10 protein-coding genes are annotated in these 12,202 nt (G+C 67.4%); 2 read left to right on the forward strand and 8 right to left on the reverse strand.

Annotation, left to right across the window (positions count from 1 at the left end):
* Nucleotides 1-73: 73 nt before the first annotated feature.
* The gene (locus IW252_RS03385) at nt 74-3,244 is read left to right on the forward strand and encodes an efflux RND transporter permease subunit (protein ID WP_231365885.1); all 3,171 of its coding nucleotides are present in this window, start codon (nt 74-76) and stop codon (nt 3,242-3,244) included.
* 122 nt (nt 3,245-3,366) lie between these two features.
* Here IW252_RS03385 and IW252_RS03390 read toward each other — a convergent pair whose 3' ends face one another.
* Both IW252_RS03390 and tdh read right to left on the reverse strand, forming a co-directional pair.
* A complete protein-coding gene (locus IW252_RS03390) occupies nt 3,367-4,581 on the reverse strand; it encodes a glycine C-acetyltransferase (protein WP_196835278.1) in 1,215 nt (404 codons plus the stop codon).
* 21 nt (nt 4,582-4,602) lie between these two features.
* Entirely contained in the window at nt 4,603-5,649 is a 1,047-nt protein-coding gene (tdh, locus tag IW252_RS03395) for an L-threonine 3-dehydrogenase (RefSeq protein WP_196835279.1), read from the reverse strand.
* Between the two features lie 95 nt (nt 5,650-5,744).
* Between tdh and IW252_RS03400 the strand changes: the two genes are divergently transcribed.
* A complete protein-coding gene (locus tag IW252_RS03400) occupies nt 5,745-6,689 on the forward strand; it encodes a LysR family transcriptional regulator (RefSeq protein ID WP_196835280.1) in 945 nt (314 codons plus the stop codon).
* Here the strand turns inward: IW252_RS03400 and IW252_RS03405 are convergent.
* The 6 genes from IW252_RS03405 to IW252_RS03430 all read right to left on the reverse strand — a co-directional run bounded on the left by IW252_RS03405 (nt 6,655) and on the right by IW252_RS03430 (nt 12,187).
* Nucleotides 6,655-7,590 (reverse strand): aminoglycoside phosphotransferase family protein, encoded by a 936-nt coding sequence (locus IW252_RS03405; protein ID WP_196835281.1) that lies wholly within the window; start codon nt 7,588-7,590, stop codon nt 6,655-6,657. The genes IW252_RS03400 and IW252_RS03405 overlap by 35 nt on opposite strands.
* Before the next feature lie 64 nt (nt 7,591-7,654).
* Nucleotides 7,655-8,206, reverse strand: a complete 552-nt coding sequence (locus IW252_RS03410; protein WP_196835282.1) for a hypothetical protein — start codon at nt 8,204-8,206, stop codon at nt 7,655-7,657.
* A 113-nt stretch (nt 8,207-8,319) separates the two neighbouring features.
* Nucleotides 8,320-9,831: an Asp-tRNA(Asn)/Glu-tRNA(Gln) amidotransferase subunit GatB gene (gene gatB / locus IW252_RS03415; RefSeq protein WP_196835283.1), complete on the reverse strand. Its 1,512-nt coding sequence runs from the start codon at nt 9,829-9,831 to the stop codon at nt 8,320-8,322.
* Between the two features lies 1 nt (nt 9,832).
* The gene (gatA, locus tag IW252_RS03420; RefSeq protein WP_196835284.1) at nt 9,833-11,380 is read right to left on the reverse strand and encodes an Asp-tRNA(Asn)/Glu-tRNA(Gln) amidotransferase subunit GatA; all 1,548 of its coding nucleotides are present in this window, start codon (nt 11,378-11,380) and stop codon (nt 9,833-9,835) included.
* Nucleotides 11,381-11,383: 3 nt separating this feature from the next.
* Complete coding sequence (gatC, locus tag IW252_RS03425; protein WP_196835285.1) at nt 11,384-11,680, reverse strand: Asp-tRNA(Asn)/Glu-tRNA(Gln) amidotransferase subunit GatC; 297 nt, start codon at nt 11,678-11,680, stop codon at nt 11,384-11,386.
* Between the two features lie 51 nt (nt 11,681-11,731).
* The gene (locus IW252_RS03430) at nt 11,732-12,187 is read right to left on the reverse strand and encodes a glutaredoxin domain-containing protein (protein WP_196835286.1); all 456 of its coding nucleotides are present in this window, start codon (nt 12,185-12,187) and stop codon (nt 11,732-11,734) included.
* Nucleotides 12,188-12,202: the final 15 nt, after the last annotated feature.

The following is a 12,202-nucleotide window of genomic DNA, read 5'->3' on the forward strand; positions in this document are numbered from 1 at the left end:
GGGGTTAGCGCTTGCGCGCTCCGTGACCACTGCCTCGATCCGGAAGTCGACGTCCTTGCAATTTCTTGCCCGCTTGAGCCTGAAGAATCGCGCGGTCGTCGCGCTGCTAACCCTCGTCATTGCGGCGACCGGCCTGTATTCGATGACCGCGCTCAAGCAGGAGCTCATTCCCAATATTGAGTTCCCGCAGACCACGGTCATGGCGACCTCGCCCGGCGCCAGCCCGGCCGTCGTCGATGAGCAGATCGCCCAGCCCCTGGCGCGTTCCTTTGAGACGATTTCCGGCGTCGAGTCCGTCACCAGCACCTCCTCCGCCTCCGTCGCCATGATCACGGTGGCGTCCGAGTACGGTTCGGACACTACCGAGATCGAGGCGGAGCTGCGCACCGCCATTGACGCGCAGGCCGACACGCTGCCGGAGGGGACGGAACCACAGGTGATGGCCGGTTCCGTCGCCGACATCCCGGCCGTCATGCTCACGGTGTCCTCTGCGGCTGAAACGGACGCGCTGTCCCGCGAGCTGGAGAACGTGATGGTGCCTGCGCTCGAGGAGGTCGAGGGTGTCCGCGACGTCTCGGTCGCGGGTGGTGCCACCGAACGCATCACCATCACTCCGGATGAAGAGCAACTGGCCGCGGCGGGCCTGACCAGTCAAGCCTTCGCAACCGCGCTCGAGAACAACGGGCAGTCCCTCCCCGCGGGCTCCCTGCTGATCGACGAGAACAACGTCTCCGTCACGGCCGGCAGTGCCATCGAAACGCTCGAGGCCCTCCGCGAGCTGCCGCTGCTGCCGTCCGCCGATGCGGCCGCGGCCGATCCGAGCGCCCCCACCGCCCCCACGGGGGCCGTGACGGTCGATGACGTCGCCGACGTCGCCGTGGTCACTGAGGACACTGACTCGATCACGCGCACCAACGGCGAGCCCAGCGTGTCTGTCACCGTCACCAAGACCCCTGATGCCGACGTCGTCAGCGTCTCCCATGCCATCGCAGACACGTTGCCGGACACCACCGCCGCCCTCGAAGCGGCCCTCGGGGAGTCCGCTGAGGCCACCGTCATTTTCGATCAGGCACCGTTCGTCGAGGACTCGATTCACCACCTCGCGCTCGAGGGCGCGCTGGGCTTGCTGTTCGCCGTCGCGGTGATTTTGCTCTTCCTGTTCTCGCTGCGCGCGACGATCGTCACGGCAATCTCCATCCCCCTCTCCGTCCTGTTTACGTTCGCGGCACTGTATGGCTCCGGCTACACGCTCAACATGCTCACGCTGAGCGCCCTGACCATCTCCGTGGGCCGCGTGGTGGACGATTCGATCGTCGTGATCGAGAACATCAAGCGCCACCTGTCCTATGGCGAGCGAAAGTCGGCGGCGATCTTCACGGCCGTGCGTGAGGTCGCGGGCGCCATCACGTCGTCGACCTTGGCCACCGTCGTGGTGTTCCTGCCCATCGTGTTCGTGTCCGACTCGGTCGGCGAGCTCTTCCGGCCGTTCTCCCTCACGGTCGCGATCGCGATGCTCTCCTCGCTGATCGTCGCGCTGACGATTGTTCCGGTGCTGGCCTACTGGTTCATGAAGCCACCGGCCGGCGACGTCGACCCGGCGGCCGTGAAGCGACAAGCCGAGGAGAAGGAATCGAAGTCCCGGCTGCAGCGGGCCTACGTGCCCATGCTGCGCTCCACGCAGCGCCATCCGGTCATCACCGTCGTCGCGAGCGTGGCCCTGCTGATCGGCACCGGCGCGCTGCTTCCTTTGCTCAAGGTGGACTTCCTCGGAGACACCGGTTCCAACTCGGTCATGGTCAACCAAGAGTTCGAGGCCTCGGCGTCGCTGGAGAGCATCTCCTCCACCGCCGCCGCGACGGAGGACGCGCTGCTCGGCGTCGACGGCGTCGACTCCGTGCTCCTGACGGTCGGCGGCGACGGGTTCAGCCAAGACACCTCCTCCGGGATGTTCATGGTCACCACGGACGCCTCCGGCGATCAGGCGGAGATCCGGTCCGCGCTGGAGGCCTCCGTGGAGGACCTCGAGGCGGCCGACAGCATCAGCTTTGGCGAGAGTACCTCGGTGGGTGCCACCACGGTGGACGTCGAGCTGACGGGCAACGACGCCGAGGCGCTCGCCGCGGCATCCCAGACCCTGATGACGGAGCTGGACGGCATTGAACACGCGTCCGCGCCGAGCTCGGACCTTGCCGCAACGCAGCCGTCCCTGCAGGTCGTGGTGGACCGCCAAGCCGCGGCGGAGGCCGGCCTGACCGAGATGCAAGTCGCCGGCATCGTGGCAGCGGCCGGCAACGAGCGCTCCATTGGCGAACTGCGCATTGACGACCGCAACCTGTCCGTGTTCGTCGCCGGCGGCAGCGAGTTCGCCACGCAGGCGGAACTCGAGGAACTCCCGGTGCCCTCGGCGGCGGGGATGCTGACCCTCGACGACGTCGCCGACGTCGTTACCGAGGACGTGCAGGATTCGATCACCCGCGACGGCACAGATTTGGTCGCGACGGTCTCGCTGACCCCGGACGAGGGGCAGCTGGGGGCCGTGACGGCCTCCGTCGAGCAGGCCGTGGCGGATGCCGATCTGCCAGCTGACGTCTCCTCGGAGATCGGCGGCGCCTCGGCGCAGCAGGCGGACGCCTTCCAGCAGCTCGGCCTGGCGATGCTCGCCGCCATCGCGATCGTCTACATCCTGCTGGTCGCCACGTTCAAGTCTCTGATGCAGCCGCTCATCCTGCTGATTTCCGTGCCGTTCGCGGCAACGGGCGCGATCGTGCTCATGCTGGTCACCGGACGCCCGCTGGCGGTGGCCTCCCTCATCGGCATGCTGATGCTGATCGGCATCGTCGTCACCAACGCGATTGTGCTCATCGATCTGGTCAACCAGTACCGGCGTGACGGACAGCCGCTCGCCGAGGCGGTGGAGAACGGCTCGCGCCAGCGCCTGCGCCCGATCCTCATGACGGCGTTGGCGACCATCTGCGCGCTGATCCCCATGGCGCTCGGCATCACCGGATCCAATGGGTTCATCTCACAGGATCTTGCGATCGTCGTCATCGGCGGACTCATCTCCTCCACCGCGTTGACACTCATCCTGGTGCCCGTCTTCTACCGACTCTTCGAAGCGAGGAAGGAGCGTCGGCAGCAGGAGAACCCGCGCGAACCGGAGACCGCGCTGATCGATCTCGTCGCTGCCGGCGAGCCGTTGCCGTCGCGCCGCGCCTTGCGGGCGCAGCGGCAGGACGAGGCCTAGCGATTATTACTCAGGGCAGCGAGCCAGGTGATGGCCCGCTGCCCTGAGTTCTGTGAGGGGTGGCCCACGACGGCGTACGTCGCCGCGCCACCACGAGTCCTCACTCGCCGGTGCCCGCGTTTTTAGCCAAGGACTGCTGCTCGCGAGGCGACGAAGGCCTCCACGGCCGCGTCAATGTCCTCGCGCGTGTGCGCGGCCGAAAGCTGCACGCGGATGCGGGCGGTCTCTTTCGGAACCACCGGGAAGCTAAACGCCGTGACAAACACGCCGCGTTCCAGCATCTGCGCGGCGATTTTCGAGGCGACGACGGCATCGCCGAACATCACCGGGACGATGGCGTGCTCGCCCTCCAGCAGGTCGAAGCCTTCCTGCTCCATGCGGGAGCGGAAGTAGCCAGCGTTGCTGAAGAGGCGCTCGCGCAGTTCCCCGGAGTCCTTCACGAGATCCAGCGCGGTCAGCGTAGCGGCCACGATCGACGGCGCCAGCGAATTGGAGAACAGGTAGGGGCGGGCCTTCTGCCGGAGCATCGCCACGATCTCGGCGCGGGCGGAAACATAGCCGCCGGAGGCACCACCGAGAGCCTTGCCGAAGGTGCCGGTGTAGATGTCGACCCGTTCGGAGACGCCCGCGTGCTCTGGCGTTCCCGCGCCGGTCTCTCCCATGAACCCGACGGCGTGGGAGTCATCGACCATGACCAGGGCGCCGTACCGCTCGGCGAGGTCGCAAATGCCCTCGAGTGGCGCGAGGTACCCGTCCATGGAGAACACGCCATCGGTGACGATGATCGTGCGGCGGGCGCCGGCGCCGTCGTTCAGCTGCGCGGCTGCCTGGAGCTGAACCTCGAGGTCGGCGAGGTCCCGATTGGCGTAGCGGAACCGGGCGGCCTTGGAGAGCCGAATGCCGTCGATGATGGAGGCGTGGTTCAGGGCATCGGAGATGATCGCATCCTGCGCGCCAAACAGAGACTCGAAGACGCCGCCGTTGGCATCGAAACAACTAGAAAACAAAATGGTGTCCTCGGTGCCGAGGAACTCGGAGACCTTCCGTTCCAGCGCAAAGTGCAGGTCCTGCGCGCCGCAGATGAAACGTACTGACGCCATGCCAAAGCCGCGCTCGTCCAGGGCCTGCTTGGCTGCGGCGACGATGCGCGGATCATCCGCTAAGCCCAGATAGTTGTTGGCACAGAAATTGACGACGTCTTCCGCCGCCCCACCCAGCGGCCCGGCCTTGATGCGCGCGGACTGCGGGGAATCGATGTGGCGCTCGTGTTTGTAAAGGCCCGCGGTCTCGATCTCGGCGAGCTCTGCGGCGAGCTGGTCTTTCAGGTCCGTGTACATGTTCCCTCGTCGGTAGGTGGTTTACAGGTGGCGCCAGTCGAGGACAACCTTGCCCCGGTGACCGGAGCGGGCGATGTCAAAGCCGCGTTCCCATTCGGTGGCTGGCACGACGTCGGTCACGACGCCGGCCACGCGCTCGCGCAACGCCGGGTTCGAATCGAGCATCGCGCTCATGGCGTACCAGGTTTCAAACATCTCCCGCCCGTAGATCCCCTTCAGGGTGAGCATGTGGGTCACCACTTTGCCCCAGTCGATGGTGATGTCCGCGCTGGGTAGCCCGAGCATGGCGATCTGCCCGCCGTGGTTCATGTTGTCGATCATTTCCGGCAGTGCCTGCGGGTGCCCCGAAATCTCGAGCCCGACGTCGAAGCCCTCGACGAGGCCGAGCTCGCGCTGCGCCGCCGCGATCCGCGTCTGCGCCACATTAATCGCCAGATCGGCCCCAGCGGCACGGGCCAGCTCCAGCCGGGGTTCCGACACATCGGTGATCACCACCCGCCGGGCTCCGGCGTGCTTGGCCACCCCGATGGCCATGAGGCCAATGGGGCCCGCTCCCGTGATGAGCACATCCTCGCCAACGAGCGGGAAGGAGAGGGCGGTGTGGGTGGCGTTACCGAACGGATCGAAGATCGCCCCCAGCTCGGCGGTGACGGCCTGGGTGCGGTGCACCCAGACGTTGGATTCCGGGATCACCACAAACTCCGCGAAGGCACCGTCCCGCTGCACCCCGACGGACGAGGTGTTGATGCACATCTGCCGGCGCCCTGCGCGGCAGTTTCGGCACATGCCGCAGACGACGTGCCCCTCGCCGGAAACCCGGTCGCCCACCGCAACGTGGGTGGCCAAGTCACCGATTTCCACGACCTCACCGTAGAACTCGTGCCCGGGGATCATGGGCGCGGAGATCATCGCGGCCGCGGCGGCGTCGTACGCCTGGATGTGCAGATCTGTGCCGCAAATCCCGGTGGTCATCACGCGAATCTTCACGTCATGCGGCCCGCATTCGGGCTCGGGCCGATCCATGAACTCGAATCCGGCGTGGGGACCGGACTTATACAGGGCCTTCATGACTCCCATTCAAGACCCCAAAACACCTTAGAACAAGCTGGACTTTCTGAATCTAAACTTCAGCATTCGCTAATGTGTTGGATACGCTGCTGTGCATGGACCTCCACCAGCTCACGCTCTTGCGCGAATTGCGGGAGCTCGGCAGCGTCAAAGCCGTCGCCGACAGCCTGCTCGTCACACCCAGCGCGGTCTCCCAGCATCTGGCGCAGCTGCAGCGCAGCGTGGCCGTGCCGCTGACCCGTAAACACGGCCGCACCCTCGTCCTTACCGAGGCGGGCGAGGTCCTGGCGGAGGCCGGGGCGGACGTCGTGGCGGCCATGGCCCGCGCCCGGGCGGCCATCTCCGCCTTTCACGAGGACGCCTCAGCGCAGGTGCGCGTCAGCGGATTCCATTCGGCGGGACAGGCGCTCTTCGCGCCCCTCTTGCGCGTCTTGGAGCAGCACGACGGCGCCGCGCCGGCGGTGAGCTTCACGGACGAGGACGTGGCCGAGCAGGATTTCCCGGCGCTGACCGCGCAATATGACCTCGTCTTGGCGCACCGCATGGAGCATCGCCCGCCGCGGCCCTCCGGCGGGGTGAGCATCATGGAGCTGGCCCGCGAACCGCTGGACGTCGCGGTGCCGGCCGGGCACCGGCTGGCCGCGCGTCAGGCGTTGGAGGCTGCCGACGTCGTCTCTGAGCCGTGGGTCACCTCCCGACCGGGCTATTCGCCCGACGACGTGCTCTCCGCGATCGGTGCGCTCGCCAGCGCGCCGCCGCGCGTGGTGCACCGCATCAATGACTACTCGACGATCGCCGCGCTCGTGGCCGAGGGCGGCGTCTTGGGGCTGCTGCCGCGCTACACGTCGCGGCGGGCGCTGGGCGCCCAAACGGGCGTGGTCCTCAAACCCTTGCGCGGGTTAAACACCAAGCGACGGATCGACTTGATGGCCCGGCCGGAAGCCCTCGAGCGGGCCAGCGTGCGGGCGGTGGTCTCCGCGTTCGAGGCGGTCATGGCGGAGCTCATCACCCCGCAGTCGCCCCCAGCAGCAGCTCCGTGAGGGCATGGATCCCCACCGCGTGCAACGGCTCCATCGGCGGATGCAGGCTCGCGATCAGTCCATAGTGGACGGCCCATCCACGGGCCCGAAGCCACAGCGCATCGTCGGGGGCAGCGCCCGCTGCCCGAGCGTACTCATCGGCAAAGTCGCGGCGGCCTGACGCGGTGAAGTGGAGCCACACCATGCCGAGATCGCTCGCGGGATCGCCCCGGGTGATGTCGCCAAAATCGATGATGGCGGCCAACACGCCGGCAGGATGGCACACGGTGTTGTGCGGGTGCGGGTCGCCGTGGAGCCACAGCAACGGCCCGGCATGCTCCGGGGCGGCCGCTGAAGCGTCGAAGAGGCCGTCCAGGACCTCGACGGCGCCCGGCCACCAGCCCTGCACCTCCGCTGTGTACGGGCTGATGGAGAAGTCCGCGAGACGGCGCCGAGCGTCGTCCCTTCGGAGTCGCAAGGCCGTGCCGCGGACGGCGTTGGTGGGCGCGTCCGCCGGCGCGGGACGGTGGAGGGCGGCGAAGAACCGGGCCAACTGACGGGCGTAGCCGTCCCGGTGTGCGGCCGATGCTCGGGCCGCGCTCGTGCCGCGAAACCACCGGGTGATCACCCACGGATACGGGTAGCCCGCACCCGGCTGGCCCGTGCGCACCACCGCTGGTACCGGCACGGGAAGGTGTGGTGCAAGGCGAGGCAGGTGAGCCACCTCGTGGTGGAGAAGGGCGACGGCGCTGCGGCGCCGAGGCAAGCGGACCGCCCAGTCGGCGCCCAGCCGGTACATGACGTTGTCCCATCCGGTGGCCACCCGCACCAGCGGCAGGCGGGCGAGGTCCGGGTGCTGAGCAGCCAGCAAGCGGCGCACCTGAGCGTGCGTCAGCTCGACATCGGCGGGCGGGATGGGCATTTCACCAGCGTACGCGCGGCCCAGGGCCGACGGGTACGTTCCCGGTTCGGCGCGGGCGGGTGAGCTACTGGCTGAGGGTGCTCAGGGCGCCCGAGTTGCGAAGATTTGTTGACACCAGCAGCGGCCGGCCCGGCGCGTCGCTCGGCACCGTGACCTCGTGTTCGGTGGCGACGTAGTCCATCGTGCACGGCGTCTGCCCGTAGTCGGTCGAGAAGTGGACCATGATCTCATCGGCGGCGATGACCTCCACCGACTCGAACTGAGCCGGGCAGCTGGAACTGCCAAAGGTGTGTACCCGTATGGTCCCCGCCTGCTCATCGATCCACTGCGCTTGCCGCGGCTCGGTGGCCGCCGGTGTCCCGAGCTCGGGAGGTGTGGGCAGCTCGCTGGCGGAGGAGCTCGGCCCGGACGCGGCGGGAGCGGACCGCGAGGGGGTGATGGGCGAAATCTCGGCGCTGGAAGGCGCCTCGGCGGAACCGTTCCCGGCCCCGCCGGGGGCCAGCACCGTCATGACCAGGGCGATCAGCACGGCGATGAGAAGAACACTGCCACCGATCACGGCCGCGGCGACCCAGCGGGTCCGGGCGTGGCGTCGCGTTTCTTCTCCGGGGCTCATACTTCAATTGTCGCCTACTTGCTCCGGGCTCGCGACTTAATTCAGTATCAAAACAGCATCGGCCGGCGCCGCCCGCAGGCAGCGCCGGCCGATGACCGGGATTGCTCGTCGCCCTAGCCGTCGACGCCGAGCTTCTCCAACACGATCTCGCGGACGCGCCCGGCGTCCGCTTGGCCGCGCGTCGCCTTCATGACGGGACCAATCAGGGCGCCGACGGCCTGCAGCTTGCCCCCCTTGATCTTCTCCACCACGTCCGGCATCTGCGCCATCGCGTCGTCGATGGCCGCGCCGAGCGCGGAGTCATCATTGACGACGGCGAGGCCGCGCTTCTCGACGATCTCTGCCGGGGCGCCCTCACCGGCGATCACGTATTCCAGAACCTGGCGGGCGATCTTGTCATTGATCTTCTGGGCCTCGATCAGCGCGTTGAGCTCGATGATCGTTGCGCTCGTGACACCCAGCTCGGTCGGTTCGACCTCGGCGTTCTTGGCCAGACGAGAGATCTCGCCCATCCACCACTTGCGGGCCACCGCTGCGGTGGCGCCGGCGGCGATGGTCTCCTCAATCGCCTCCAGCAGCCCCGCATTCACGACGTCGCGGAACTCGGCGTCCGAGTAGCCCCAGTCGGCCTTCAGTCGCTTGCGTCGCTCCGCCGGCGGTTCCGGCAGGCGGGAGCGCAGTTCCTCGATCCATTCCGCCGTCGTGACGATCGGGACGAGGTCCGGCTCCGGGAAGTAGCGGTAATCATCCGCATCCGACTTCGGGCGGCCCGACGTCGTCGTGCGCGTGTCCTCGTGCCAGTGCCGCGTTTCCTGAATGATCGACTCACCAGCATCAAGCAGCCCCGCCTGGCGGGAGATTTCGAAACGCACCGCGTGATCCACCGCGCGCAGCGAGTTCACATTCTTGGTCTCGGTGCGGGTGCCGAACGCCTCGGCGTCCTTGCGCATCAGGGACACGTTCGCGTCGCAACGCACGTTGCCGCGCTCCATGCGGGCATCGGAGACGCCGAGGTTGCGCACGATCTCCCGGATCGCGGCCACGTAGGCTTTGGCCACCTCCGGGGCGCGGGTTCCGGCGCCGACGATCGGCTTGGTAACAATCTCGATCAACGGCACGCCGGCGCGGTTGTAATCCACCAGGGAAAAGTCGGCGCCCTGAATGCGGCCTGCGGCCCCTCCCATGTGGGTGAGCTTTCCGGCGTCCTCCTCCATGTGCGCGCGCTCGATCTCGACGCGGAAGACCTCTCCGTCCTCGAGCTCGACGTCCAAAAAGCCGTCGAAGGCAATCGGATCGTCGTACTGCGAGGTCTGGAAGTTCTTGGGCGTATCCGGGTAGAAGTAGTTCTTCCGGGCGAAGCCGCACTTCTCGGCGATCTGGCAGTTCAGCGCCAGACCGATCATGATGGCGGATTCGACGGCGGTCTTATTCACCACCGGCAGCACGCCCGGCAGGCCGAGGTCCACCTCGTTAACGTTCGTGTTCGGCGCATCGCCGAACGCGTTGGGGGCGGAGGAGAACATCTTCGTCTTGGTGTTCAACTCGACGTGGACCTCGAACCCGAGGACCGGGTCATAGGTCTGCAGCGCGGTCTCGAAGTCCACCAGATTCTCAGTGGCGCTCATCTCAGGCAGCACCTTCCTCGATTGCGGCGGCCAGCTCCGGCGCCTGGGTGATCAGCGGAGCGCCCCACGCGTCCTCGAGTAACTTCTCGAGGGCGGCGCCAGCGCGGTAGACGCGGGCGTCTTCGCGAGCCGGGGCGAGGAACTGGATGCCCACCGGCAGGCCCTCCGAGAGGCCTCCCGGGACCGAGATTCCCGGCACACCCGCGAGGTTCGCCGGGATGGTCGCGACGTCGTTGAGGTACATGGAGAGCGGATCATCACTCTTGGAACCGAACTCGAACGCCACGTTCGGGCTGGTCGGGGAAACCAAGACGTCCGCCTGCTCGAACGCGGCGTCGAAGTCGCGCTGGACCAGCGTGCGCACCTGCTGGGCGGAACCATAGTAGGCGTCGTAGTAGCCCGCGGAAAGTGCGTACGTCCCGAGGATGATGCGGCGCTTGACCTCGTCGCCGAACCCCGCCGCGCGGGTAGCCCCCATCACGCGTTCGATGGTGACCGGTCCGTCCTTCGGCAACACCCGCTGGCCGTAGCGGACGCCGTCGAACTTGGCCAGGTTGGAGGACACCTCACTCGGCATAATGAGGTAGTAGGCGCCGAGCGCGTACTTGAAGTTGGGGCAGGAGACCTCCACGACCTCGGCGCCGGCGGCCTTGAGCAATTCCAGCGACTCGTCGAATCGCTGCTGCACCCCGGCCTGGTACCCCTCCCCCGTGAGTTCCTTGATGACGCCGACGCGCAGGCCCGTCAGGTCGCCGGTCGCGCCGGCCTTGGCGGCCTCGACCAGCGCTGGCACCGGGTCGGTGAGCGAGGTTGAGTCGCGTTTGTCATGCCCGGCGATCAGCTCATGCAGGTACGCCGAATCCAGCACGGTTCGGGACACCGGGCCAATCTGGTCCAGCGAAGAGGCCATGGCGATGGCGCCATAGCGGGACACCGAGCCGTACGTCGGCTTGACGCCAACGGTGCCGGTAACGGCGCCGGGCTGGCGGATGGAGCCGCCGGTGTCCGTACCGAGCGCCAAGGGCGCTTCGAAGGCGGCGACGGCGGCCGCGGAACCGCCACCGGAGCCGCCCGGGATACGGTCCAGATCCCAGGGGTTGCGCGTATTTCCGTAGGCCGAATGCTCGGTGGAGGAACCCATCGCGAACTCGTCCAGATTCGTCTTGCCGAGCATCGGCAGCTTGGCGGCCCGAATCTTATCGATCACCGTCGCGTCGTACGGGCTCATCCAGCCCTCGAGCATTTTGGACGCCGCCGTCGTCGGCTGGCCCACGGTCACGATGAGGTCCTTGATGGCGATGGGCACACCAGCCAGCGGATGGAGGGAGTCGGCCTCGGCGCCGCCGGCGGCGCGAATCGCGTCCACCTCCGCGGCCACGGCCAGCGCCTCCTCGGCGTTGACGTGCAGGAACGCGTGGACGCCGCGCTCGCCACCGTCGACGGCCGCGATGCGGTCCAGATGGGCCTGCACGGCCTCAACGGAGGTCACCTCGCCGGAGCGCAGTTTCTCGGCCAGCGCGGCGGCGGAGAGATTAATCAGTTCGGTCATCGCTTACTCCCCATCCAGAATCGCCGGCACCTTGAAGCGGTCCTCGTCCGCATCGGGCGCGTTGGAGAGGGCCTGCTCGGGCGTCAGCGTGTGCCCCACCACGTCCTCGCGCAGCACATTCTGCAGCGGCAGCGGGTGGCTGGTGGCCGGGACATCGTCTCCGGCGGCTTCGCTCACGGAGGCGATCGAATCGACGATGACGGACAGTTCGCCCGTCATCTTCTCCAGTTCGGCATCATCCATTTCGATGTGCGCGAGCCGGGCCAAATGGGCCACGTCCTCACGGCTGATGGCAGACATGTAGCTCCCGATGTGGTTGGGGTTCTCAGTTCAGACTTATTCTATTCCAGCTCAGCCACGCGAGGCGTGCGAGCGGACCGTCTCCAGCGCGCGGGCACGGTCCGTCGCCACATAGTGCTCCTCGCTCGTCAGCACGGTGGGCACGGTCTCGTTGCCACCGTTGAGCTCGCGCACCCGGGCCGCGGCGTCGTCATCTTTCCAGATATTGACCCAGTAGACGTCCTTGAGGTGGGAGCGCAGCTTCCACATCAGGCGCAGGCAGAACGTACATCCCGGACGCCAGAAGACCGCCACTCCCCCGTCGGCCACATGCTGCTCAACGCCCGCGTCCGGGCGGGAAGGCACGACGGCGGCGATGGCGGTAAAGCCCGAAAAGATGGCCAGACCCAGCGCAAAGGCCACGGCCACCCCGTCCACCGGGCCGGACAGCGCGCGAGCGGCCACGAGCGCTGCGAGAACAAGGATCAAGAGGGTTAGCACCCACGGCTGGGCAAAAAGACGACGCATGGACCCCACCCTATC

This window comes from Zhihengliuella flava, from assembly GCF_015751895.1.
Taxonomy (GTDB): domain Bacteria; phylum Actinomycetota; class Actinomycetes; order Actinomycetales; family Micrococcaceae; genus Zhihengliuella; species Zhihengliuella flava.

What these genes read in the sequence shown, in the direction of transcription:
- IW252_RS03390 (WP_196835278.1), bottom strand. Translation starts at nt 4,581, where the DNA reads ATGTACACGGACCTGAAAGACCAGCTCGCCGCAGAGCTCGCCGAGATC.
- IW252_RS03430 (WP_196835286.1), bottom strand. Translation starts at nt 12,187, where the DNA reads ATGCGTCGTCTTTTTGCCCAGCCGTGGGTGCTAACCCTCTTGATCCTT.
- gatC (WP_196835285.1), bottom strand. Translation starts at nt 11,680, where the DNA reads ATGTCTGCCATCAGCCGTGAGGACGTGGCCCATTTGGCCCGGCTCGCG.
- tdh (WP_196835279.1), bottom strand. Translation starts at nt 5,649, where the DNA reads ATGAAGGCCCTGTATAAGTCCGGTCCCCACGCCGGATTCGAGTTCATG.
- IW252_RS03410 (WP_196835282.1), bottom strand. Translation starts at nt 8,206, where the DNA reads ATGAGCCCCGGAGAAGAAACGCGACGCCACGCCCGGACCCGCTGGGTC.
- gatA (WP_196835284.1), bottom strand. Translation starts at nt 11,380, where the DNA reads ATGACCGAACTGATTAATCTCTCCGCCGCCGCGCTGGCCGAGAAACTG.
- IW252_RS03400 (WP_196835280.1), top strand. Translation starts at nt 5,745, where the DNA reads ATGGACCTCCACCAGCTCACGCTCTTGCGCGAATTGCGGGAGCTCGGC.
- IW252_RS03405 (WP_196835281.1), bottom strand. Translation starts at nt 7,590, where the DNA reads ATGCCCATCCCGCCCGCCGATGTCGAGCTGACGCACGCTCAGGTGCGC.
- gatB (WP_196835283.1), bottom strand. Translation starts at nt 9,831, where the DNA reads ATGAGCGCCACTGAGAATCTGGTGGACTTCGAGACCGCGCTGCAGACC.